This is a genomic window from Pseudonocardia sp. MH-G8 (assembly GCF_002262885.1).
Lineage (GTDB): Bacteria > Actinomycetota > Actinomycetes > Mycobacteriales > Pseudonocardiaceae > Pseudonocardia.
Genome location: NZ_NKYF01000014.1, coordinates 46,678 through 67,770, shown reverse-complemented (window position 1 = coordinate 67,770; position 21,093 = coordinate 46,678). Strand labels below are relative to the sequence as shown.

General features: G+C 73.7%; 24 protein-coding genes. 13 read left to right on the top strand and 11 right to left on the bottom strand.

Features of this window, described 5'->3' with window-relative positions:
• Nucleotides 1-11: 11 nt before the first annotated feature.
• From cysD to CFP66_RS27275, 5 genes are all read left to right on the top strand, one after another.
• Nucleotides 12-920: a sulfate adenylyltransferase subunit CysD gene (gene cysD, locus CFP66_RS27295; protein WP_094928183.1), complete on the top strand. Its 909-nt coding sequence runs from the start codon at nucleotides 12-14 to the stop codon at nucleotides 918-920.
• A complete protein-coding gene (locus CFP66_RS27290; RefSeq protein WP_094928044.1) occupies nucleotides 920-2,242 on the top strand; it encodes a sulfate adenylyltransferase subunit 1 in 1,323 nt (440 codons plus the stop codon). Before cysD ends, CFP66_RS27290 begins: the two co-directional genes overlap by 1 nt.
• A 12-nt stretch (nucleotides 2,243-2,254) precedes the next feature.
• Nucleotides 2,255-3,079, top strand: a complete 825-nt coding sequence (locus CFP66_RS27285; RefSeq protein WP_094928043.1) for a sirohydrochlorin chelatase — start codon at nucleotides 2,255-2,257, stop codon at nucleotides 3,077-3,079.
• A 387-nt stretch (nucleotides 3,080-3,466) separates the two neighbouring features.
• A complete protein-coding gene (locus CFP66_RS27280; protein WP_094928042.1) occupies nucleotides 3,467-4,387 on the top strand; it encodes a sulfite exporter TauE/SafE family protein in 921 nt (306 codons plus the stop codon).
• Between the two features lie 113 nt (nucleotides 4,388-4,500).
• A complete protein-coding gene (locus CFP66_RS27275) occupies nucleotides 4,501-4,695 on the top strand; it encodes a hypothetical protein (protein ID WP_094928041.1) in 195 nt (64 codons plus the stop codon).
• 29 nt (nucleotides 4,696-4,724) lie between these two features.
• Here CFP66_RS27275 and CFP66_RS27270 read toward each other — a convergent pair whose 3' ends face one another.
• Nucleotides 4,725-5,249, bottom strand: a complete 525-nt coding sequence (locus CFP66_RS27270) for a TrmH family RNA methyltransferase (RefSeq protein WP_233159755.1) — start codon at nucleotides 5,247-5,249, stop codon at nucleotides 4,725-4,727.
• Nucleotides 5,250-5,507: 258 nt separating this feature from the next.
• Here CFP66_RS27270 and CFP66_RS27265 point away from each other — a divergent pair, with 258 nt between their 5' ends.
• Nucleotides 5,508-7,247 carry a hypothetical protein gene (locus CFP66_RS27265; RefSeq protein ID WP_143517401.1) on the top strand — a complete coding sequence of 580 codons (1,740 nt, stop codon included), beginning with the start codon at nucleotides 5,508-5,510 and terminating at the stop codon, nucleotides 7,245-7,247.
• Here the strand turns inward: CFP66_RS27265 and CFP66_RS27260 are convergent.
• Both CFP66_RS27260 and CFP66_RS27255 read right to left on the bottom strand, forming a co-directional pair.
• Complete coding sequence (locus CFP66_RS27260; RefSeq protein WP_094928038.1) at nucleotides 7,225-8,019, bottom strand: N-formylglutamate amidohydrolase; 795 nt, start codon at nucleotides 8,017-8,019, stop codon at nucleotides 7,225-7,227. The genes CFP66_RS27265 and CFP66_RS27260 overlap by 23 nt on opposite strands.
• A 28-nt stretch (nucleotides 8,020-8,047) precedes the next feature.
• On the bottom strand, nucleotides 8,048-8,449 hold the full coding sequence (locus CFP66_RS27255) for a PaaI family thioesterase (protein WP_094928037.1): 402 nt from the start codon (nucleotides 8,447-8,449) through the stop codon (nucleotides 8,048-8,050).
• 87 nt (nucleotides 8,450-8,536) lie between these two features.
• Here CFP66_RS27255 and CFP66_RS27250 point away from each other — a divergent pair, with 87 nt between their 5' ends.
• Together CFP66_RS27250 and CFP66_RS27245 are read left to right on the top strand one after the other, a co-directional pair.
• Complete coding sequence (locus CFP66_RS27250; protein WP_094928036.1) at nucleotides 8,537-9,334, top strand: helix-turn-helix domain-containing protein; 798 nt, start codon at nucleotides 8,537-8,539, stop codon at nucleotides 9,332-9,334.
• Between the two features lie 31 nt (nucleotides 9,335-9,365).
• Nucleotides 9,366-10,124, top strand: a complete 759-nt coding sequence (locus CFP66_RS27245) for an enoyl-CoA hydratase-related protein (protein ID WP_094928035.1) — start codon at nucleotides 9,366-9,368, stop codon at nucleotides 10,122-10,124.
• A gap of 193 nt (nucleotides 10,125-10,317) precedes the next feature.
• Here CFP66_RS27245 and CFP66_RS27240 read toward each other — a convergent pair whose 3' ends face one another.
• The 4 genes from CFP66_RS27240 to CFP66_RS27225 all read right to left on the bottom strand — a co-directional run bounded on the left by CFP66_RS27240 (nucleotide 10,318) and on the right by CFP66_RS27225 (nucleotide 12,508).
• Nucleotides 10,318-10,521 carry a DUF397 domain-containing protein gene (locus CFP66_RS27240; RefSeq protein WP_094928034.1) on the bottom strand — a complete coding sequence of 68 codons (204 nt, stop codon included), beginning with the start codon at nucleotides 10,519-10,521 and terminating at the stop codon, nucleotides 10,318-10,320.
• Between the two features lie 22 nt (nucleotides 10,522-10,543).
• Nucleotides 10,544-11,386, bottom strand: coding sequence for a helix-turn-helix transcriptional regulator (locus CFP66_RS27235; RefSeq protein ID WP_094928033.1), 843 nt, complete (start codon nucleotides 11,384-11,386; stop codon nucleotides 10,544-10,546).
• A gap of 103 nt (nucleotides 11,387-11,489) precedes the next feature.
• Nucleotides 11,490-11,921 carry a nitroreductase/quinone reductase family protein gene (locus CFP66_RS27230; protein ID WP_233159753.1) on the bottom strand — a complete coding sequence of 144 codons (432 nt, stop codon included), beginning with the start codon at nucleotides 11,919-11,921 and terminating at the stop codon, nucleotides 11,490-11,492.
• Entirely contained in the window at nucleotides 11,918-12,508 is a 591-nt protein-coding gene (locus CFP66_RS27225; RefSeq protein WP_094928032.1) for a TIGR03086 family metal-binding protein, read from the bottom strand. Before CFP66_RS27225 ends, CFP66_RS27230 begins: the two co-directional genes overlap by 4 nt.
• 190 nt (nucleotides 12,509-12,698) lie before the next feature.
• On the opposite strand from CFP66_RS27225, the gene CFP66_RS27220 reads away from it, so the two are divergent.
• Nucleotides 12,699-13,550: an NAD-dependent protein deacetylase gene (locus CFP66_RS27220; protein WP_369805174.1), complete on the top strand. Its 852-nt coding sequence runs from the start codon at nucleotides 12,699-12,701 to the stop codon at nucleotides 13,548-13,550.
• 227 nt (nucleotides 13,551-13,777) lie between these two features.
• Here CFP66_RS27220 and CFP66_RS27215 read toward each other — a convergent pair whose 3' ends face one another.
• The gene (locus CFP66_RS27215) at nucleotides 13,778-13,966 is read right to left on the bottom strand and encodes a hypothetical protein (RefSeq protein WP_094928030.1); all 189 of its coding nucleotides are present in this window, start codon (nucleotides 13,964-13,966) and stop codon (nucleotides 13,778-13,780) included.
• A 44-nt stretch (nucleotides 13,967-14,010) separates the two neighbouring features.
• On the opposite strand from CFP66_RS27215, the gene CFP66_RS27210 reads away from it, so the two are divergent.
• Together CFP66_RS27210 and CFP66_RS27205 are read left to right on the top strand one after the other, a co-directional pair.
• Entirely contained in the window at nucleotides 14,011-14,976 is a 966-nt protein-coding gene (locus CFP66_RS27210) for a zinc-binding dehydrogenase (protein ID WP_094928029.1), read from the top strand.
• A 148-nt stretch (nucleotides 14,977-15,124) separates the two neighbouring features.
• Complete coding sequence (locus CFP66_RS27205; RefSeq protein ID WP_158228233.1) at nucleotides 15,125-15,547, top strand: MarR family winged helix-turn-helix transcriptional regulator; 423 nt, start codon at nucleotides 15,125-15,127, stop codon at nucleotides 15,545-15,547.
• An 81-nt stretch (nucleotides 15,548-15,628) separates the two neighbouring features.
• On the opposite strand, the gene CFP66_RS27200 is transcribed toward CFP66_RS27205, so the two are convergent.
• Complete coding sequence (locus CFP66_RS27200; RefSeq protein WP_094928027.1) at nucleotides 15,629-16,009, bottom strand: hypothetical protein; 381 nt, start codon at nucleotides 16,007-16,009, stop codon at nucleotides 15,629-15,631.
• A gap of 72 nt (nucleotides 16,010-16,081) precedes the next feature.
• Between CFP66_RS27200 and CFP66_RS27195 the strand changes: the two genes are divergently transcribed.
• Nucleotides 16,082-16,465: a hypothetical protein gene (locus CFP66_RS27195; protein ID WP_094928026.1), complete on the top strand. Its 384-nt coding sequence runs from the start codon at nucleotides 16,082-16,084 to the stop codon at nucleotides 16,463-16,465.
• Between the two features lie 44 nt (nucleotides 16,466-16,509).
• Here CFP66_RS27195 and lepA read toward each other — a convergent pair whose 3' ends face one another.
• Nucleotides 16,510-18,348, bottom strand: coding sequence for a translation elongation factor 4 (lepA, locus tag CFP66_RS27190; RefSeq protein WP_198961698.1), 1,839 nt, complete (start codon nucleotides 18,346-18,348; stop codon nucleotides 16,510-16,512).
• 81 nt (nucleotides 18,349-18,429) lie between these two features.
• Entirely contained in the window at nucleotides 18,430-18,885 is a 456-nt protein-coding gene (mscL, locus tag CFP66_RS27185) for a large conductance mechanosensitive channel protein MscL (RefSeq protein WP_094928181.1), read from the bottom strand.
• 327 nt (nucleotides 18,886-19,212) lie between these two features.
• Between mscL and CFP66_RS27180 the strand changes: the two genes are divergently transcribed.
• A complete protein-coding gene (locus CFP66_RS27180) occupies nucleotides 19,213-21,018 on the top strand; it encodes a GGDEF domain-containing protein (RefSeq protein ID WP_143517400.1) in 1,806 nt (601 codons plus the stop codon).
• Nucleotides 21,019-21,093 lie beyond the last annotated feature (75 nt).

The window sequence follows — 21,093 nt, the reverse complement described above, 5'->3', positions numbered from 1 at the left end:
CCACCCTGCCGATGACGCCCGCGGCCCCGGCGCTCGACGCGCTGGACGCCCTGGAGAGCGAATCCATCCACATCTTCCGCGAGGTCGCCGGCGAGTTCGACCGCCCGGTGATCCTCTTCTCCGGCGGCAAGGACTCCACGCTGCTGGTGCACCTGGCCGTCAAGGCGTTCGCGCCCGCGCCGGTGCCGTTCGCCCTGCTGCACGTCGACACCGGGCACAACTACCCGGAGGTCATCGACTTCCGGGACCGGCTCGTCGCGCGGCTGGGCCTGCGGCTGGAAGTCGCCCACGTCCAGGACTGGATCGACGACGGGCGCCTCACCGAGCGCCCCGACGGCACCCGCAACCCGCTGCAGACCGTTCCGCTGCTCGACTCGATCGTCGAGCACCGGTTCGACGCGGTGTTCGGGGGCGCACGCCGCGACGAGGAGCGCGCGCGGGCCAAGGAACGGATCATGTCGCTGCGCGACGGGTTCGGCCGCTGGGACCCCCGCAAGCAGCGGCCCGAGCTGTGGAACCTCTACAACGGCCGGCACGCCCCCGGCGAGCACGTGCGGGTGTTCCCGATCTCGAACTGGACCGAGCTGGACGTCTGGCGCTATATCCAGCGCGAGGGCATCGAGCTGCCGCAGATCTACTTCGCGCACGAGCGCGAGGTGTTCCAGCGCGACGGCATGTGGCTGGCCGAGGGACCGTGGGGCGGCCCGCGCGGCACCGAGACGCTCGAGAAGCGCTCGGTGCGCTACCGCACCGTGGGCGACGGCTCGTGCACCGGCGCCGTCGAGTCCACCGCCGGCACGCTCGACGAGGTCATCGCCGAGGTCACGGCCTCCCGGCTCACCGAGCGCGGGGCCACCCGCGCCGACGACCGGATGTCGGAGGCCGCCATGGAGGACCGCAAGCGTGAGGGGTACTTCTGATGGCCGGTGCTGCGAAGGACCTCCTGCGGTTCGCGACGGCGGGCAGCGTGGACGACGGCAAGTCCACGCTGGTCGGGCGGCTGCTGTATGACACCAAGTCGGTGCTCGCCGACCAGATCGAGGCCGTCCAGCGCGCCTCGGTGGACAAGGGCCTGGCCACCCCCGACCTGTCGCTGCTGGTGGACGGCCTGCGCGCCGAGCGCGAGCAGGGCATCACGATCGACGTCGCCTACCGCTACTTCGGCACGCCGACTCGCGAGTTCGTGCTCGCCGACACGCCCGGCCACGTGCAGTACACGCGCAACACGGTCACCGGCGCGTCCACCGCGGAGCTGGCCGTGCTGCTCGTCGACGCGCGCAACGGCGTGGTCGAGCAGACCCGCCGGCACGCGGCGGTGCTCGCGCTGCTGCGCGTCCCGCGGCTGGTGCTCGCGATCAACAAGATCGACCTCGTCGACTACGACGAGGGCGTGCTGAACGCGATCGCGAAGGACTTCGGCGGGCTGGCCCGCTCGCTCGGGTTCGCCGACGACGCCGTCGTCACGATCCCGGTCTCGGCGCTGGTCGGGGACAACGTGGTGGAGCGCTCCACCCGCACCCCCTGGTACGACGGGCCGACGCTGCTGGGGCACCTGGAGTCCGTGCCGGTGGTCGGTCCCGAGATCGGCGCGCCGTTCCGGATGCCCGTGCAGTACGTCATCCGTCCCCGCAGCGCCGATGTGCGCTCCGCCGGCGCTCCGCGCAGCGACGAACTGCACGACTACCGCGGCTACGCGGGCCAGGTGGCGGCCGGCACGGTGGCCCCCGGGGACGAGGTCGTCGTGTTGCCCGGCGGCGCGCGCACGAGGGTGACGGCGGTCGAGACCGCCGACGGGCCGCTCGCGTCGGCGACGGCGGGCCGCAGCGTCACGGTGCGCCTCGACGACGACATCGACATCTCCCGCGGTGACGTGCTCGCCGCGGCGGCCGCCCCGCCGCGGGTCACCGACGAGCTGGACACCACGCTGTGCTGGCTCGCCGAGAAGCCGCTGCGCCCCGGTGCGCGGCTGCTGCTCAAGCACGGCACCCGCACCACCCAGGTGATCGTCGGCGTGGTCGGCGAGCGGCTGTCGTTCGACTCCGACGTGCCGGCCTGGGCCGCCGCGCCCGAGCAGCTGGAGATCAACGACATCGCTCACGCCACGCTGCGCACGGCCGACCCGCTGCCCGTCGACGACTACGCCGACATCCGCGCCACCGGCAGCTTCCTGCTGATCGACCCGCCGACCGGCAACACGCTCGCCGCCGGTCTGGTCGGGACGCCGATCACGGTGACCCCGTAGGTCGTGGCCCCCGTGGAACCCGCACCGGCCCTCGTCGCCGTCGCGCACGGGAGCCGCGACCCGCGCTCGGCGGCCACGGTGTCCACACTCGTCGACGAGGTGCGCCGGCAGCGGCCGGAGCTGGACGTGCGCCTGTCGTTCCTCGACCTCTCCGCGCCGCGGCTGCCGGACGTCCTCGACGCGGTCGCCACGGGAGGACACGCGCGCGCCGTGGTGGTGCCGCTGCTGCTCGGGCACGCCTTCCACGCCCGGGTCGACGTGCCGGGCGCCGTGGCGACGGCCGCCGCGCGCCTGCCGGGGCTGGAGATCGGGGTCAGCCCGGTCCTGGGCAGCCGACCCGCTGGCGGGGTCGGCCATCGGAGCAGCCGACCCGGCCGCGGAGCCGGCCACCGGGACGGTCACGCCGGTCTGTCCGCCGCCGCGCTGCGCCGCCTCGCGGCCGTCGCGGGGCCGCTGCACGACCCCGGCCTCGGGGTGGTGCTCGCCGCCATCGGCTCCTCGCACGCTCCGGCGAACGCCGCGGTCGCCGACGTCGTGGCCGGCTGGACGCGCCGCTTCGGCTGGTCGGGCGGCAGTGCCGCGTTCGCGACGGCGGCCACCCCGACCGTCCGGGACGCGGTCGCCGCCCTGCGTGCGGGCGGGGCGCGACGGGTCGCCGTCGCCCAGTGGATCCTCGCACCGGGCCTGCTGCCCGACCGCATCGAGCGCGACGCGGCGGCGGCCGGCGCCCCGGTGGCCGCGCCGCTGGGCCCCGATCCCGACATCGCCCGCGCGGTGCTCGCCCGCTACGACGCGGTGGCCCTCGCCGAGGCGCTACCCCGCCACCTCATCGCCTGACTGCGCCGTTCGGGGCGACCTGGGTCACGTCGTCGCTCGCTACTGCTCTCACACCGCTCTGACCAGCACGTTCGCGGACGTCCGGACATTTCCCGAGCGGTCCCGCAGCGCGGACACCGGGTTGTACTCGATCAGGTGGCCACGCACGATGGTGGGGTGTCCTCGACCGCGCGCCCCGCGCCCCTCACCCGCCGCGCGGGTGGGGCGTCGATGACCGCCAATCTCCTGCCGGACCTCGAACGGTTCTGGCCCTCCCGGCGCTGCCACGCGTTCGACGAGCTCTGTCGCTGAGCTCCCGGCCCCCGGCCCACGCCGCGGGGCTACCGGGCTGGTCGCCCGTCGCGCTCGACGCCGTCGTTCCCCTCCTCGTCAGGAGTCTGCTCCCGCATGCGCACCCTCATCGTCTTCGCCCTCGTGGGCTTCGGCGCCCAGCTCGTCGACGGGGCCCTCGGCATGGCCTACGGCGTCACGTCCACGTCGCTGCTGCTGCTCGTCGGCACGAACCCGGCCACCGCCAGCGCGTCGGTGCACCTCGCCGAGGTCGGCACCACGATCGCCGCCGGCCTCTCGCACTGGCGCTTCGGCAACGTGGACTGGCGGCTCGTCCTGCGCCTCGGTGTCCCCGGCGCGATCGGCGCGTTCCTCGGCGCCACCCTGCTGTCGGCGCTGTCCACCGATGACGCCGCCCCGTACATGTCGGGCATCCTGCTCGCGCTCGGCGTCTACATCCTGGTGCGGTTCTCGGTGCGCCCCCCGCGGGTGTCCACGGCGCGGGTCTCGCCGCACCGCTCGAGGTTCCTGTCACCGCTCGGGCTGGTCGCCGGCTTCGTCGACGCCTCCGGCGGCGGCGGGTGGGGCCCGGTCGCCACCCCGGCCCTGCTGACCGCGGGCCGCACCGCACCGCGCACGGTGGTCGGCTCGGTGGACACCTCGGAGTTCCTCGTCGCCCTCGCCGCGAGCATCGGTTTCCTGCTCGGCCTCGGGACCGAGGTGCTCGATCCATGGACGATCGGCGGGCTGCTGCTGGGCGGCGTGCTGGCCGCCCCGCTCGCGGCGTGGCTGGTCACCAAGGTCCCCGCCGCGGTGCTCGGCACCGCAGTGGGCGGGATCATCGTGCTCACCAACGCCCGCACGATCCTGCGCGCGCTCGACGCGGGCGGCGCCACCACCACCGCGGTCTACCTCGTGATCGTCGTGCTCTGGATCGCCGCGGTGGCCACGGCCGTGGCGAAGCTGCGCCAGCAGGCCGCCGTCGCACCCGACGCCGCCACCGACGCCGAACCGGCCGCCGCCGCGGCCCGGGACTAGGGCGTCGCGGTGCTGACCCGGCGACGGGACCGGGACCACGGGCGGGACGCGAGCGACCGCTGTCGCGCGGCGCGCCCCGCCCCGTCCGGCCCGATCCCGCCCAGGAGGCACCCGTGTCCAGCCCGATCCGCGATTCCGCCCGCAAGTCCCTCGCCGACCGCCTGCTGACCTCCCTGGAGGAGCTGGTGCGCCGCCATCGGGGCCTCGGCCCGCAGGCGAGCGAGGATTCGGCCCTGCACGCCGAGCTGATCGCGGCGGAGGTGGCCCACGAGCTGGCGATGGCCCGGAGCGCCCTGCACCGCCACTGACCGCCGCGCCGCCCCAGCCAAGCAATTGTTCACAGCATCCCCGCCAGCTTGTACGCCACGAGCGAGCCCGCCACCGCGACGTTGAGGCTCAGGCCGGTACCGATCATCGGGATCTCCACGACCTCGTCCACGAGCGCGAGCGCCTCGGGCGGGACGCCGTCGCGTTCGTGGCCGAGCAGCACGACGGTGCGCTGCCGCGCGGCGGCCAGATCGCCCAGCCGCACGGCCTCGTCGGCGAGCTCGACCGCGACCAGCCTGCTCCCGGCGCGGCGCTGGGCGTCGAGCCAGCGCAGCGGCTCCGACACCCGGTGCACGCAGCTGCGGCGCCGCAGCGTGTTCCCCTTCTCCAGCGCCCGCTGGATCCACGCCTCGCGGGGCACCGCCAGGCACGCGCCCACGGCGTCGCAGGTGCGCAGCAGGGTGCCGAGGTTCGCGTCGTGCAGGGGCCAGAGCGGGGCGAGCAGGAGGTGGTCCCAGCAGCGATGGCTGTCGGGTCTGCGCTGCCGGCGCAGCTCGGAGCGGCTGCGTGCCCGCGGTGATCCGGGGCGGGTCACCGGCGGATGCGGCACTCCGCAGGGATCAGACTCATGATCATCATTGGACGGCGCTTCGCGGTGCACCGGAACCATCAACGGGGGAAGTCGACGAGCAGAGGCTACTCCCGTGCGACGCGCCGGGCCCACGAATCTCTTTCGAGTGAATCGTGACTTCCGGCCACGCTGATCGTTGGACGGGGTGCGAGCGCCGGCGGCGTCGTCAGCCGGGCGGAGGATGCGTCGATCGGGTGGAGCATGACGGTACGCGGTACCTCCGTGGCACGTGCCGTCCTCGCCACCGCCGCGATCTGCGCGATCGCCCTCGCGCTCAGCGGCCCCGCTTCGGCCGCTGCCTCGGACGAGCCGTCCGGCGAGTGTTCCTCCCCCGGGCCGCTCGGTGCGCTCCTCGGTGTCGGATCGTGCGAGGACCGGGCGCCGCTCCCCGACCTGCCACCGCTCCTCGACCCCGGCGACCTGCTCGATCCCGACCTCCCCGACCTGCCGGACCTCCCCGACGGTGAGGAGTCCGATGAGGACGACGAGGAGTCCGGGGACGAGGACACGGACTCCGACGACGACGCGGACGAGGGCTCCGCGGACGAGGACTCCGGGGACGGGAACGACGCCGACACCGGCTCCCGCGACGACGAGGACGACACCAGCGAGGACACCGACGAGAGCGACACGGACGAGGGCGACACCGACGAGGGCGACACCGCACTCGCTGCGGCCGTGGACGCGGCGAGCGACGAGGGGCGGTCGGGGGAACGGGGGCGGGCGGGCGAGGCCGCAGGCGACGCGGGCGCGGGTGCGGCCGTCGGCCGCGCGATCCTGCCCGGTGTCGGGGACGCGGTCGACGGTGCGGAGTCCGGTCTGGACTGGACCGGCGCACTCGCCGCGCCGTGGCCGGCGGAGCCGCCCGACCCACCTGCCGGCCCGCCGCCGGCAGCCGCCGACCCTCCCCTGCGTGAGGCGCCGGCCGCCACGCCGCCGGTCACCGACGAGCGCGGCACCGACGAGGGTGACGACGCCGCCGCCGTGTTCGTCGACGCGCTGCCGTCCCCGGCCGACGTGCGCTGGGATCTCGGCGCGGTCCTGCCGAGCCTGGCGCTGACCCTGGTGCTGCTCGCGGCGCTCGCGCTGCCCGCAGGCCTGGTCAACCGGGCGGCGGCCGCACGCACCGACCGCGTCGAGGCGATGCTGGCCCGGTTGCGGGTGCCGCCCGCGGCCGGGCGCGACGCCGCGGGGACGTTCGCCGTCACGGTGGCGGTGACCGTCGTCGCCGGGGCCGTCATGGTCGGGTTCCTCGAGCCCGCCTTCCCGTTCGACGGCTCGGCGCCCGCGTTGCTCGTGGGGTTGGCGGTCGCACTCGTCGTCGTGACGCTCGCGCAGCAGGGTTCCCAGCTGCTCTACGTGGCGCGCTGGTGGGGCGTGCGCTGCCACGTCACGCCGTTCCCGGGGTTCCTGCTGCTCGCCGCCGTCGGGGTGGTGCTGTCGCGGGCGGTGGGGCTGGAGCCGGGGCTCGTGCTGGGCACGCTCGTCGCGTTCGGGACGGCGCGGCCGCTGCGCACCGACGAGGCCGGGCCCGCCGTCGCGCTCGCCGCCACGGCGTTGACCGCCGCGGGCGGCGTGGCGTGGGCGCTGCGCGAGCCGCTGGTGACCGCGTCCGGTGCGCCGGGCTCGTTCGGTGCGGCCGTGGTCGGCACGGCCCTGACCGCCGTCACTGTGGCCGCCACGGCCAACCTCGTGTTCGCGCTCGTGCCGCTCTCGTTCCTGCCCGGCGTCGCGCTGCTGCGCTGGTCGCCCGCGCTGTGGGCGGTGTTCGCCTGCCTCGGCGGGTTCGCGTTCGTGCACGTCGTCGCCCGCCCCGCGGACGGGGCGCTCGCCGGCCGGGCCGGGCTGCTCGCGGTCGTGCTCGGCCTCTACCTGCTCGGCGCGGCCGCGTTGTGGGCGTGGCTGCGGTACGGGTTCTCCTGGACGGCGCCCGCGCGGCTCAACCCGGCGCCCCGGCGCTGACGGCGTCGATCAGCCGCACCAGCGCCGCCACGACGTCCTCGCCACCCGCGCCGATCGGGCCTGCGGGCTCGGCCAGGTAGGCGTCCCGGCGGATCTCCAGCATCAGCGAGAGCACGCGCGGTTCGCGGCCGTGGTGCGCGAGCGGCACGTAGGTACCCGCGAACGGCGCGTCCAGCGCGGTGGTGCCCACGGCGGCGAACGCGGCGCGGGCGGCCGCCACCAGCCACGACGGCGTGTGTGCGGGATCGGTGCCCAGGCAGACCCGCGGTCGGGCGCGGTCGGCGTGCAGCTCGTAGGGCAGCGCCCGCGACGGGTAGGAGTGCACGTCGAGCAGCACCGCTGCGCCCGTGGCCGCGAGCCGGTCCTCGACGGCGAGCCGCACCGCGTCCGCCCACGGCCGGTAGTAGGCCGCCAGCAGCGCGTCCCGGTGGGCCGGGTCGTCGGCGCGGATGCGCTGGCCGAGCGTGCCGTGCGTGTACACCGCCGCCATCCCGGCCGCGGCCATCTCCTCCCGCTCGTCGGGGAACCGCTCCGGGTCGACGACGAACCGCGAGACCCGGTTCACCAGGACGGCGGGTCGCACTCGCGCGCGTTCGGCGGCCGCAGCGGCGAGCACGTCGGTGTGGTGGTCGGTCAGCGCCGCCAGTTCGACGGCCAGCGCGGCGTCGTCGAGCAGGAGGTGCGGGCGCGTCCAGCCCGGGATCTCGGTGCCGGCGTGCGGGACGTGCAGCAACACCGGGCTGCGCGGATCACCTGGGGAGAGGGACGGCATGCCGTCAGGATCGCCGACTCCGCCGGGCCTACCGCAGCACCGCCTGCGTCTGCGTCACGCGCGCGGTCAGCCGGCCGTCGGCGTCGCGCAGCTCGGTGTCCACCACGATCACTGTGCGCCCCAGGTTCAGCGGGCGCGCCACGGCCTCGACGTGGCCGCGGGTCACCGGGCGCAGGAAGTTCGTCGCCGAGGTCACCGTGGCGGTGCCGGTGGCCCCCTCGGGGAGGTTGAGGTAGGCGCACCAGCCCCCGGCGGAGTCGGCGAGCGCCATCACCGCCCCGCCGTGCAGCAGCCCGCCCGAGGTGCAGCGGCCCTCGTCCCAGTCCAGCCGCAACGCCACCTCGCCCGGGGCCACGCGCAGCGCCGTGGCACCGAGCACGGCGGTGAACGGCATGGCGGCGTGCAGCGCAGCGGTGAGCTCGTCGGTCATTGACCACACACTGCCGTCGCGCCCGGCGCCGGTCCATTACCCCTCAGGTCATCGAGCGGCGCCACGGCACCCGCTAGCGTCGCGGTCATGACCGCCGCGACCCTCACCGGGACCTCCTTCGGGTCCCTGCTCCGGGACTGGCGCCAGCGGCGCCGGCTCACCCAGCTGGACCTCGGCCTCCAGGCCGACGTGTCGGCGCGGCACCTGAGCTTCCTGGAGACCGGCCGGTCGCGCCCCAGTCGGGAGATGGTGCTGCTACTCGCGGAGGAGCTGGACGTGCCGCTACGCGGACGCAACGAGCTGATGACGGCGGCGGGGTTCGCCCCGGCCTACACCCAGCACGGCCTCGACGACGCCGAGCTCACCGACGTGCGGAGCTCGCTGCAGCGGGTACTGGGCGGCCACGAGCCCTACCCCGCCGTCCTGGTGGACGGGCAGTGGAACATGCTCGGCGCGAACCGGGCGGTCGCACTGCTCACCGACCTCGTCGACCCCGCGCTGCTCGCCCCGCCGGTCAACGTCCTGCGCGTGAGCCTGCACCCGCGCGGCCTCGCCCCGCACGTGCTGGACCTGCCCGAGTACGCGGCGCACCTCGTGTCGCGGCTGCGCAGGCAGGCCGAACGCGCGGCGTCCACCGGGCTGCGCGCGCTGCTCGCCGAGCTCACCGGCTACTGCCGCGACGCGGGCCTCGACCCGGCGGCCCACCCGCGCGACCGGATCGTGCTGCCGTTGCGGCTGCGCCACCCGGACCAGGAGCTGACGATGTTCAGCACCGTCGCGGTGCTCGGCGCCCCGCTGGACGTGACGCTCGACGAGATCGCGATCGAGAGCTTCTACCCCGCCGACGCCGCCACGTCCGACTACCTGCGCCGCCGGTTCGGCTGATCCGGTTGCCTGTGGCGGATACCGTGCGGGCATGACCGAGCTGGTGCACCTCGACGTCGCCGACGGCGTCGCGACGATCACGCTGGACTCCCCCCACAACCGCAACGCGCTGTCGGCGCAGCTGCGCGGCGAGCTGCTGGGGCACCTGGACACCGCGATCGCCGACGACGCGGCCCGCGTGATCGTGCTGACCCACACCGAGCGGGTCTTCTGCTCCGGGATGGACCTCACCGAGGCGCGCGGCGCGGCGGCGTCCGACCAGGGCGTGGCGGAGTTCCCGGCGATCCTGGAGCGGATCTGGAGCTCCCCGACACCGGTGCTGGCCCGTGTCGCGGGCCCGGCGCGCGCGGGCGGGGTGGGGCTGGTGGCCGCCTGCGACGTCGCGGTCGTCGCCGAGGACGCCACGTTCGCGTTCAGCGAGGTGCGGATCGGCGTGGTCCCGGCCGTCATCTCGGTCACCGTGCTGCCGCGGCTGCTGCCGCGCGCGGCCCACGAGCTGTTCCTCACCGGCGAGACGTTCGACGGGCACCGCGCGGCCCGGATCGGGCTGGTGAACAGCGCGGTGCCGGGCTTCGACCTCGACGCCGAGGTCACCCGCTACGCCGAGATGCTGCGCCTGGGCGCTCCCGGGGCACTGGCCGCCACGAAGGAGCTGCTGCGCGGCGACGCGCCCCTGGATGCCCGGTTCGCCGAGATGCAGCAGCTGTCGGCGCGGTTCTTCGCCGGCGAGGAGGGCCAGGAAGGCATTCGCGCGTTCGCCGAGAAGCGCAAGCCGCGATGGGCGCAGTGACCGCTGGGACGCGGCGCGCGGTGATCGATCCGATCAGTACCTGGAAGCGGACGCCGCGACGTGGCGTACCTGCCGGAGTGATCACGGCCCGGTGATCGGTCCCAGCAGTGCGTGGGCGCGGTCGGGGCGACGGTCAGGTGCTTCTCGCAGCGATCACGGTCTGGCATCCGTGTGCACCGAACCGCCGCTCACCTCATCCGCGGAGGTCGAACTCCCCGGCGCGGATCCCGGACAGGAACGCCGTCCAGTCGGCTGCCGCGTAGCGGTGCGGGGTGAGGGAGCGGTCCTTCGTGTCGCGGACGGCGACACCGCCCCCGGGCACGATCGCCACCTCGACGCAGTTCGCGTTGCCTCCGCTGAAGCTGCTGGTGAACCAGCGGAGTTCGTCGTCACGCATGGCATCCCCCACGGTCGCCGGTTCACGCCCCGGCGAGCCGCCGGATCAGCTCCACCGACGCGGCCGGGTCGAGCGCGTCGGACTGCACACACTCGAAGGTGAGCCTAGCGCGCGTGACGTCGCCGTCCTTGTCCAAGCTCAGCGCGCCGAGGGTGTGCTCGACGTACGCCATGTCCGGCTCGCCGAGATCCCCGAAGTTGAGGATGGTGAACTCGGACGCCAGCGCGGCGTGCGCGCCCACCTCCGTCGGCAGCACCCGCAGGTCCACGGTGTCCAGCCCGGCGAGCTCGACGAGCCGGTCGAGCTGCCGGTGCCACACATGGGTGCCGCCGATGGGCCGGCGCAACGCCCCCTCATCGATCACCGTCACCAGCTCCAGCGGGTTCTCCCTCGACGTCAGGCGGGCCTGGCGATGGAGTCGGGCAGCGACCTCGCTCTCCAACTGCTCGGCGGTACGGCGCACCGGGACCGCGCGCATCAACGCCCGTGCGTACTCGGCGATCTGCAGCACCCCGGGCACGTAGCCGAGGCTGAAGGACTGGGCACGTCGCGCCTCCGTCTCGAACGCGATGTAGCTGCTGTTCCCCAGCCCGTAGGCCTTCCACCACCCGGGCTGCATGGCCTCCTGGGCGATCTCCATCAGCTCGGTCCAGCGGGACCCGCCCACGTCGTAGAGATCGAGCATGCTCTTCACCCAGTGGATGTCGATCACGACCTGGGCGTTCTCGATCCGGCAGAGCTTGCTGACCGAGAAGTGCAGCTTCGGCGCCGCCTCCTCCAGCGTCAGCCCCGCTCCCTCGCGCAGGAGCCGCAGCTGCCGCGCCAGGATCCGCCGGCGGATCATCGACCCCTCGTAGCCCGCCACGTGACCCCCCGTTCCGCGTCGCTCACGGATAGTGGCACGTGGGATCGGCCAAGCGGGAATTCCACATCGGGATCTCGCGGGCGCCGCGGTCAGCGCAGCACGGTCAGCGCAGCGCCACGACCGGGATGGTGCGGGTGGTCGCGGCCTCGTGGTCGGCGAAGAACGGGTAGGTGGCCTTCAGCATCTCCCACAGGGCGGTGCGTTCGTCGCCCTCGACGGTCACCGCCGTGGCCTGGCGCGGCGCTCCGCCCGGCTCGTCGCCCACCTCGATCGTGACCTGCGGGTCCACGGCCAGGTTGAGGTACCAGTCGGGGTGCCCGGCCGCGCCGGCGTTCGACGCGACGACGAGCACCCGCTCGCCGTCGCGGTGGAACATCATCGGAACCGTGTGCGCCTGTTCGCTGCGACGCCCGGTGGTGGTCAGCAGCAGGAGCCGCTCGCGGTGCATCCCCTCGATCGCGCCGCCCGCCCGGAACTGCGCGACCACCCGGCGGTTCACCGCGGCGACGTCCACCCCGGCGAGCCGGCCGGTCACGGCGTCCACCGCGGGTCGCGGCCGGACGCGGCCAGCGCGCGCTCGAACGCCGGGGCGTCGCCCGGCACCGCCACCTCCGCGCCGAACCAGCCACCCTCCCGGCCTGCGGGTGCCATCGCGGAGACGCCTTCGAGCACCACCGTGGCGAGGCCGTCGGGCACCTCGACCGCGCGCCCGGTGGCCACCGCCAGGTCCCACGCGTGCACGGCGAACTCGGCGGTCATCATCGCGCCGATCAACGCGGCCGGCATCGGCGCGCCGCCCATGCTCGCCTCCCCCTCCCACGCGGCCGGGTCGGCCCAGGCGCGCGCCGTGGCCGCGGCCTCGTCGGCGCAGGCCCGCGCCCACTCCCCGTCGGGCAGCCCCCCGAGGTAGGGCGTGCGGTCCGCCGCGCTCCAGGCGGGGTCCCACGGCTCCCGCGCGCCGGAGCGGCGGGCCAGCAGGAAGCCGAACGCGAGGTGGTTCACCACGTCGCGCACCGTGTAGCCGGCGCAGGGCGAGGGGTCGTCGAAGAGAGCGGTGTCGGTGTCGCGGATGGTGGCGACGGCGAGCCCGATGCTCTGGTCCATGTGGTCTGCCGAATCCATGTCCCGCAGCCTGCCGGGCCGGCGAGCGGCGGTATTGCACGAACGCGACAGCGTCGGCGCGGCCCATGATCGATACTTCGGCGCGTTCGCGGGCGGGATCAACACGCGAACGCGCCGACTCGCCGATCATGACGCTGCGGCCCCGGCAGACGCGCGTCGTGCAGGGAATCGATCATCTAGCCTGGACTCCGTGGACCTGCTGGAGGTGGATGCGCTCGACCGGGCGCTCGACCTGCTCTCCGCCCGCCCGCTCGTCGTCCTCACCGGGGCCGGGCTGTCCACCGACTCCGGCATCCCGGACTACCGCGGCCCGGGCTCGCCGCGCCGCACACCCATGAACTACCAGGAGTTCCTCTCCGGCGAGCCCGCGCAGCGGCGGTACTGGGCGCGCAGCCACGTCGGATGGGCGCGGATGGCGCACGCCGAGCCGAACGCCGGGCACCGGGCGCTGGTCGCGCTCGAACGCTGCGGGGCGCTGCACGGTCTGATCACCCAGAACGTCGACGGGCTGCACGGTGCGGCCGGCAGCACCGCGGTGATCGACCTGCACGGCCGCATCTCCGAGGTCATGTGCGTCTCGTGCGGCGTGCGCAGCAGCCGCGCGGCGCTGCAGGAGCGGCTCGCGCGGCTCAACCCCGGCTTCGTCGAGGCCGCGGGCGGAGCGGTGGAGGCCGCCCCGGACGGCGACGCGGAACTGGCCGCCGTCGACGGCTTCCGCACGGCGCGCTGCGCCGCCTGCGACGGCGTGCTCAAGCCCGACGTGGTGTTCTTCGGCGAGAACGTGCCGCGCGAGCGGGTGGCCCGCGCCTACGCGATGGTCGACGCCGCGGCCGCGCTGCTGGTGGCCGGCTCGTCGTTGACGGTGATGTCGGGGCTGCGGTTCGTCCGGTACGCGCACAAGGCCGGCACCCCCGTGGTGATCGTCAACCGCGGCGCCACCCGCGGCGACGAACTGGCCGCGGTGCGCGTGGACGCCGGCTGCTCCGACGTGCTGCCGGCCCTCGCGGCGACGGCGGGCCCGGCGCTGCCCGGCGGCGCGTGAGCTTCGCGTTCCGGTCCGGGCTCGGGGCGCTACTGCAGTGATCGTCGGCTCGGCGCGTTCCCGGCCGCATACGGCCGTTTTTGCGCCCAACTGGTGATCTGGTTCGGCACCCCGATCCATGATCGCCCGTTGGGCGCACAGGCGGCGGCATGTCGCCGGAACTGCACCCAGTTGATGATCTTCGGCCGTCGGGGCGGTCACGGCCGGCCCCGGTCATGCGCCTGCGGTCACGTACCCCGGCTCCGTCGGGCGGCGAGCCGCGCCGCGGCCCCGTCCACGATCCGGTCGACCGCCACCGCGGCGAACCAGCACAACGGCACCAGGACGAACCCGGCGAGCAGGACCTGGAACCCGAACGGGAGCTGGGTGAGCCACAGCTCGACCGCGTCCCACCAGTCCGCCACCGCCCGTATCACGTCTCACACAGTAGGCCACGGCCCGCGGCACTAGGTTCCGTGGCATGTTCGCCGTCTACGCCGCAGAGCCCAACGCCGACGCTCCGCTCGACTCGCTCACCGTGGGAGAGCGTCCCGCGCCCGAGGTCCCGGACGGCTGGGTCGCCGTCACCGTCACCGCCGCGAGCCTGAACATGCACGACATCTGGACGCTGCGCGGTGTGGGCATCAAGCCCGACCAGTTCCCGATGATCCTCGGCTGCGACGGCGCCGGGACGCTCCCGGACGGCACCGAGGTCGTGCTGCACTCGGTGATCGGCGACCCCGCGTGGGACGGCGACGAGACGCTGGACCCCAAGCGCACGCTGCTCACCGAGAAGCACCAGGGCACGTTCGCCGAGACCGTCGTGGTGCCGGCGCGCAACGCCGTGCCGAAGCCGGCCGGGCTCAGCGCCGCCCAGGCGGCGGTGATGGGCACCGCGTGGCTCACCGCCTACCGGATGCTGTTCACGAAATCGGGCCTGCGTCCCGGGCAGACGATGCTCGTGCAGGGCGCGTCGGGCGGCGTGTCGACGGCCCTGGTGCAGCTCGGCCGCGCGGCCGGGATGCGCGTCTGGGTGACCGGTCGTACCGAGGAGAAGCGGGCCGTCGCCGAACGGCTCGGTGCGCACGCCACCTTCCCCTCGGGCGAGCGACTGCCCGAACGCGTCGACGCGGTGTTCGAGACGGTCGGTGACGCCACGTGGTCGCACTCGATGCGCGCCCTCAAACCCGGTGGGGTGATCGTTGTCTCCGGTTCGACCAGCGGGCCCAACCCCGGTGCCGACCTCCAGCGGCTGTTCTTCCTCCAACTGCGCGTTCTGGGTTCGACCATGGGAACCCGCCAGGAGCTCGCTGACCTGCTCCGATTCGTCGAGAACACCGGAATCTCACCGGAGATCGGGCACGAGCTGCCGATGGATCGGGCGGAGGAGGGCTTCCGCGCGATGCTCGATGGAGACACTGCTGGCAAGATCGTATTCACTCCATGAAGCCGCCCGTCGCGGTGAATCGGCCGTTCGTCTAGGAAATCGGGATCCTGAGAGCCCCGTCCGGCCCTCTCAGGACGTACAGTGTGTGACCGTGTCTGAGCCACCAAGTCGAACGGCGTCGGGGGGCGTCTATTCCCCGGCGCCGCGAGTGACAGGTCTGGTCGAGCTGCTCGACCGGCTGGACCGGGCTGTCGCCTCCGCGCTCGCCCCGGCTACTACGGGCGAAGGTGTCAGCCGTGACGGCTGGCGCGTCCTGCTGATGCTCGCCCGCGGAGGCGGGCGGAGCATGGGCGAGATCGCTTCCCACACGGCGCTGCCGGCGCCCACCGCCACCCGCGTCGTCGACCGCCTGGTCGCGGCACAACTCGCCTACCGACGCACGGACCCCGTGGACCGCAGGCGCGTGCTCGTCCACCTCGCAGGCGGCGGCCGCGCCGTCGTCGAACGGGTCTGCGGGCGCGTCGAGCGCCGCGCGAGCGAAGCCCTCGGACCTGCCCACACCCCCGAACGCGCCCAGCTCGCCGAGCTGCTCGAGGCGCTCGCCAACCGCCCCACCCCGGCTCAGGCCTGAGCCCGGGTTCCCCGTCACCGACCCCACCGCAGCCGTGGTACCCGCCCGGGTGCCACGGCTGCGCGCTGTTCGAGCAGCGCGTCAGCCCCCGCGCAGGAACGCATCCGCGGTCGCCTGGCCCGCCGCCGCGTAGGGGAACACCGCGAGCAGCAGCGTCGCCACCGCCACGACGAGGAACCGGCGCAGCCAGCTGCCGAACGCCGCCAGCCACCCCGCGACGAAGGCCAGGACGAGCGGCACGGTGATCGTGTACAGGGCGGCGAGCTCGACCGCGGGGTCCTCGGTGTCCGGGCCGCCGGCAACCGCTGTGAGGACGATGCCCACGACGAGGATGGCCAGGATCCCGGTGGCCAGCAGCGTCCACCGGCCCTTCGCCCGCGCAGCGGCGACACCGACGACCAGCACGCCGAGCAGGACGGCTCCCGTCACGACGGTGGCAACGGGGAACGGGCCGGCGCTCATGCGTCCCATCGTGGCCCCCCGACCGGGTCATCCCCGCACCACCCCCGCCCGAAGTGATCTAGCGTCACGTTCGTGCGCCGTCCGATCGCCGCAGCCGCCCTGCTCACCGCACTCGTGCTGAGCGGTACGGGGCCGCCCGCGGTGGCGGCGGCCCAGCAGCCGCCCGGCACCGACGTGGGCGCCTGCCTCGACGGCAGCTGCACCCTGCGGGTGACGGGGCCGGTGGAGATCCCGCTGGACGGGCGAGCCGGGCCGAGCGCGCTGACCGTGACCGACGTCGGCACCTACGCCGTGACCTTCATGCTGTCGTCGGGCAACGCGCGCTCGTACGGCGTGACCGGTCCGGGCGGCACCGTGCAGTTCGCCTCCCCGCAGGGCACCCTGACCATCCGGGTGCTGGAGCTCGCCGGTGGCACCGCGACGTTCGAGCTGAGCAGCACGGCGCCGGAGGCGTAGACCGACCGGCTGCCGGTCCACGCCAGCCGCTCAGCGGCGGGTGGCTACTTCTTCGCCTTGTCCGCGCTGGAGTCGGTGGACAGCGCCGCCACGAAGGCCTCCTGCGGGACCTCGACCCGCCCGATGGTCTTCATCCGCTTCTTGCCCTCCTTCTGCTTCTCCAGCAGCTTGCGCTTACGGGTGATGTCACCGCCGTAGCACTTGGCGAGCACGTCCTTGCGGATCGCGCGGATGTTCTCGCGCGCGATGATCCGCGAGCCGATCGCGGCCTGGATCGGCACCTCGAACTGCTGGCGAGGGATGAGCTCCCGCAGCTTCGAGGCCATCGTGGTGCCGTAGGCGTAGGCCTGGTCCTTGTGCCGGATCGCCGAGAACGCGTCGACCGGCTCCCCCTGCAGCAGGATGTCGACCTTGACCAGGTCGGCGCTCTGCTCGCCCGCCTCCTCGTAGTCGAGCGAGGCGTAGCCGCGGGTGCGGGACTTCAGCGCGTCGAAGAAGTCGAAGATGATCTCAGCCAGCGGCATCGTGTAGCGCAGCTCGACGCGGCTCTCGGACAGGTAGTCCATGCCGCCGAGCTGACCGCGCCTGCTCTGGCACAGCTCCATGATCGCGCCGATGAACTCGGAGGGCGCCAGGATCGTGACCTTGACGACCGGCTCGTGCACCTCGCCCACCTTCCCCGTCGGCCAGTCCGAGGGGTTGGTGACGATCATCTCCGAGCCGTCGTCGAGCACCACCCGGTAGACGACGTTGGGCGCGGTGGAGATCAGGTCCAGGCCCGCCTCGCGCTCCAGCCGGTCCCGGGTGATCTCCAGGTGCAGCAGCCCGAGGAAGCCGCAGCGGAACCCGAACCCCAGCGCCGCGGACGTCTCCGGCTCGTAGGTCAGGGCGGCGTCGTTGAGCTGCAGCTTGTCCAGCGCGTCGCGCAGCTCGGGGTAGTCCGAGCCGTCGACGGGGTAGAGCCCCGAGTAGACCATCGGCCGCGGCTCCCGGTAGCCGGTGAGCGGCTCGGCGGCGCCGTGGCGCTGGCTGGTGACCGTGTCACCGACCTTGGACTGCCGCACGTCCTTCACGCCGGTGATGAGGTAGCCCACCTCGCCGACGCCCAGGCCGGCCGAGACCTTCGGGTCGGGCGACACGATGCCGACCTCGAGCAGCTCGTGCGTGGCACCGGTGGACATCATCTTGATCCGCTGGCGCGGCGTGATCTTCCCGTCCACCACGCGGATGTAGGTGACCACGCCGCGGTAGGTGTCGTAGACCGAGTCGAAGATCATCGCTCGAGGTGGCGCGTCGGCGTCGCCCTGGGGCGCCGGCACCTGGCGGACGACCTCGTCGAGCAGCTCCCGCACACCGATGCCGGTCTTCGCGCTGACGCGAAGGACGTCGCCCGGCTCGCAGCCGATGATGTGGGCGATCTCGGCCGCGTACCGGTCCGGATCGGCCGCAGGCAGGTCGATCTTGTTGAGGACCGGGATGATCGTCAGGTCCTTGTCCAGCGCGAGGTAGAGGTTGGCCAGCGTCTGCGCCTCGATGCCCTGCGCGGCGTCGACCAGCAGGATCGCGCCCTCGCACGCCTCCAGCGCCCGCGAGACCTCGTAGGTGAAGTCGACGTGGCCGGGGGTGTCGATCAGGTGCAGCACGTGGTCCTGGCCGTCCAGCTGCCAGGGCAACCGGACGTTCTGCGCCTTGATCGTGATGCCGCGCTCGCGCTCGATGTCCATCCTGTCGAGGTATTGGGCGCGCATCAGGCGGTCCTCGACCACGCCGGTGAGCTGCAGCATCCGGTCGGCCAGCGTCGACTTGCCATGGTCGATGTGGGCGATGATGCAGAAGTTCCGGATCAGCTCCGGCGGGGTGAACGTCTGATCGGCGAAGCTCACTCTGTTCCTTCTCGAGCGGGGAACACCCATCGTCCCACGTGGCACCCCACCGGAGTCCGAACGGGTGAGCCAGAGGCCTCGCTACTCCGCCACCCGCTTCTCCGTCGCGATCTGCGGCGACTCGTCCTCGTCGGCGACGACCGGATCGATGTCGGCGGTGCAGTACTTGCACTTCGTCGCGTCGATCGCGACGAACTCCTTGCAGTGCGGGCACTCCCGGCTGCCCTGCGCCTTGAAGTTCCCCAACCCGGCGCGCTTGAGCAGCTTGACCAGACCGAACAGCACCGCGGCCAGCAACAGGAAGTTGATGACGACGGTCAGGAACGCCCCGTACCGGATCTCGGAACCGTTGAGCGTGAACGTGAGCGTCGAGAAGTCGGGCTGGCCGAAGACCGCCGCCACGAACTGCATGATCACATCGCCTGCCAGGCTGTCGACCAGCCCCGCGAACGCCGTGCCGATGATGAATCCGAGCGCCAGGTCCAGCATGTTGCCGCCCAGCGCGAACGCCTTGAACTCGCCCCAGATCCCCTTCACGGTCGCCTCCCGGTCAGCCGGCGGAACCCCTGTGGTCCGCCACGCGACGATGATGGCGCCTGCGGTCGCCGCGTGGAGCGGAAGGCGCGCGGTGGACGTCCGATCGGTGCAGGTCCGGGGCGATCTGGTCACCGAGAGTAGCGAATCGAAGACCATCCGCTGCATCTTCGGGTCGGATCGTCACCCTGGCTCCTCAGAGGGGCCTTGAGGTGCGACGATGGCGAGATCGCGCTGGCGTGCGACCACATGGCAGCCGTGCCGGGTCCCCCAGCCCCGGCGTCCGACCGGACGGCCCGATACCGGCCTTGTTCATCCAGGGGGCGAGCGGTGACATCGACGCGCTCGGAGTCGGCGAACGGCACGACCCCGGAATGCGCACTCGTCCAGGGGGCACCGGAATGCGCCTGCGTGCAGGAGGCCGAGCTCTTCACCGAGGAGCAGATCGTCACCCGCGCGCTCAGCAAGCTCCGCTTCGAGCAGCGCGCCGACGCCGCGGGCAAGGCGGCGGCGCGCCGCGGGCTGGACGGCCTGCTCGCGCACGCCCGCACGCGCGGCCCGTCCTCGCTCGTCTCGGAGCTGCTGCGGATGGGCCTCATGATCCGTCTGCTCACCGCCGACGACGCCGAGGCCGACGACGTCGAGGCGCTGCTGCAGGAGTTCATCGAGCTCGCCGACCTCGACGGCGACCCGCGCCGGCTCGGTGAGGCCGCCTCCCTGCGCGCGCACCGCACGGCCGTCTTCGGCCACGGGGAGAACGCGCTCGCCGACGCCGCCGCAGCCTTCGCGATCCTCACCGACATCAAGGCGCCCACGCCGGGGCATGACCCGGTCCGGTGGTCGCGCGAGCTCTCGCGCAGCCTCAACGGCTTGGTCGTCGTCCTGCTCAAGCTCGGCTCGCACGAGCTGGCCGACGAGGTCTCCCAGCGCGCCGTGGCGGTGTCGGAGCGCAGCGGGTCGGTGATGGACCGGCTCGTGCACCAGCTCAACCGGGTGCGCCTGCAGCTGTCCTGGGCGCTGCGCCTGGAACGCGGTGGCCGGGACGCGGCCGCCGCCACCCGGTTCGTCGGTGCGGCTCAGACCGCGCATGTCGCGGCCCGGCTCTGGCAGCCCGCGATGTCGCGCGGCTCGGTCGTCGCCGGCCCTGCGGTGCGGGAGTGCTCGGTGATCGGCGCCGCCTACGCCTTGCAGCGCCCCGGCGGCGAGCACCTGGAGATGTTGCAGACCCTGCACCCGATGGCGCACTTCACCGAGGACCGCGTCGTACTGGCCATCGGCACGGCGCGCTGCCTGCTCACCGCCGGTCGCCCGGATGAGGCGGCTGCGGCCCTCGCCCCGCTGCACGAGGAGCTGCGCGACGCCGACACCTCCGACGCCGTGCTCGCGCTCGCCCTGCACCGGGAGGTCGCGCGGATCGAGCACATCGCCCGTGGTGGCACCCCGTCCGAAGCGCTGCAGCACTACGCCACCGCGCTGGAGAGCGAGCTGTGGGCCCTGCGCGAGGCGCGCCACACGGCGCTGCGCAGCCACTCCGAACACCACCGCCTCGCCCGTGAGCACGGCACGGTCGCCGCGCAGGCGTTGCAGGACCCACTCACCGGGCTGCCCAACCGTCGCGCTCTCGACATGCGCCTGGACGAGGCCACGAGCACAGCGAGCAGCCAGCCGTGCGCGGTGGCGCTGATCGACCTGGACGGCTTCAAGGACGTCAACGACGCGCGCTCGCACGCGGTGGGCGACGAGGTGCTGCAGGAGGTCGCCTCCTGCCTGCGCACCACGCTGCGCGCACAGGACCTGGTGGCCCGCTACGGCGGCGACGAGTTCGTGGTCGTCATGCCGGCCACACCGTTGCCGGTGGCGTGCGCGGCGCTGCAACGGGCCGCCGACGCGGTGGCCGCGCTCCCCGTCGACGCCGCGGCGGGGGTGACGATATCGGTCGGTGTGGTGCGCGCCCCGCTCGACGGCGAACCGTCGGCTGCGCTGGCAGCCGCCGACTCCGCGATGTACCGGGCCAAGCGCGCCGGCGGGAACACCGTGGTGAGCGGGGCCGCCGCACCGGGCGGCGGACGCGACGGCGCAGGCCCTCCGGCCCGCGGCCCGGCGCGCCCACGGCTGCGCGTGCCGCCGCACCGGTAGCCCCAAGCAGGGCCGATTTCGCCGGCGCGGGTGACGAGCTGTAACATGGATCGCTGAGCGCCCGGCGTGAACGCA

What these genes read in the sequence shown, in the direction of transcription:
- cysD (WP_094928183.1), top strand. Translation starts at nt 12, where the DNA reads ATGACGCCCGCGGCCCCGGCGCTCGACGCGCTGGACGCCCTGGAGAGC.
- CFP66_RS27290 (WP_094928044.1), top strand. Translation starts at nt 920, where the DNA reads ATGGCCGGTGCTGCGAAGGACCTCCTGCGGTTCGCGACGGCGGGCAGC.
- CFP66_RS27280 (WP_094928042.1), top strand. Translation starts at nt 3,467, where the DNA reads ATGCGCACCCTCATCGTCTTCGCCCTCGTGGGCTTCGGCGCCCAGCTC.
- CFP66_RS27260 (WP_094928038.1), bottom strand. Translation starts at nt 8,019, where the DNA reads ATGCCGTCCCTCTCCCCAGGTGATCCGCGCAGCCCGGTGTTGCTGCAC.
- CFP66_RS27255 (WP_094928037.1), bottom strand. Translation starts at nt 8,449, where the DNA reads ATGACCGACGAGCTCACCGCTGCGCTGCACGCCGCCATGCCGTTCACC.
- CFP66_RS27250 (WP_094928036.1), top strand. Translation starts at nt 8,537, where the DNA reads ATGACCGCCGCGACCCTCACCGGGACCTCCTTCGGGTCCCTGCTCCGG.
- CFP66_RS27245 (WP_094928035.1), top strand. Translation starts at nt 9,366, where the DNA reads ATGACCGAGCTGGTGCACCTCGACGTCGCCGACGGCGTCGCGACGATC.
- CFP66_RS27240 (WP_094928034.1), bottom strand. Translation starts at nt 10,521, where the DNA reads ATGCGTGACGACGAACTCCGCTGGTTCACCAGCAGCTTCAGCGGAGGC.
- CFP66_RS27225 (WP_094928032.1), bottom strand. Translation starts at nt 12,508, where the DNA reads ATGGATTCGGCAGACCACATGGACCAGAGCATCGGGCTCGCCGTCGCC.
- CFP66_RS27210 (WP_094928029.1), top strand. Translation starts at nt 14,011, where the DNA reads ATGTTCGCCGTCTACGCCGCAGAGCCCAACGCCGACGCTCCGCTCGAC.
- CFP66_RS27200 (WP_094928027.1), bottom strand. Translation starts at nt 16,009, where the DNA reads ATGAGCGCCGGCCCGTTCCCCGTTGCCACCGTCGTGACGGGAGCCGTC.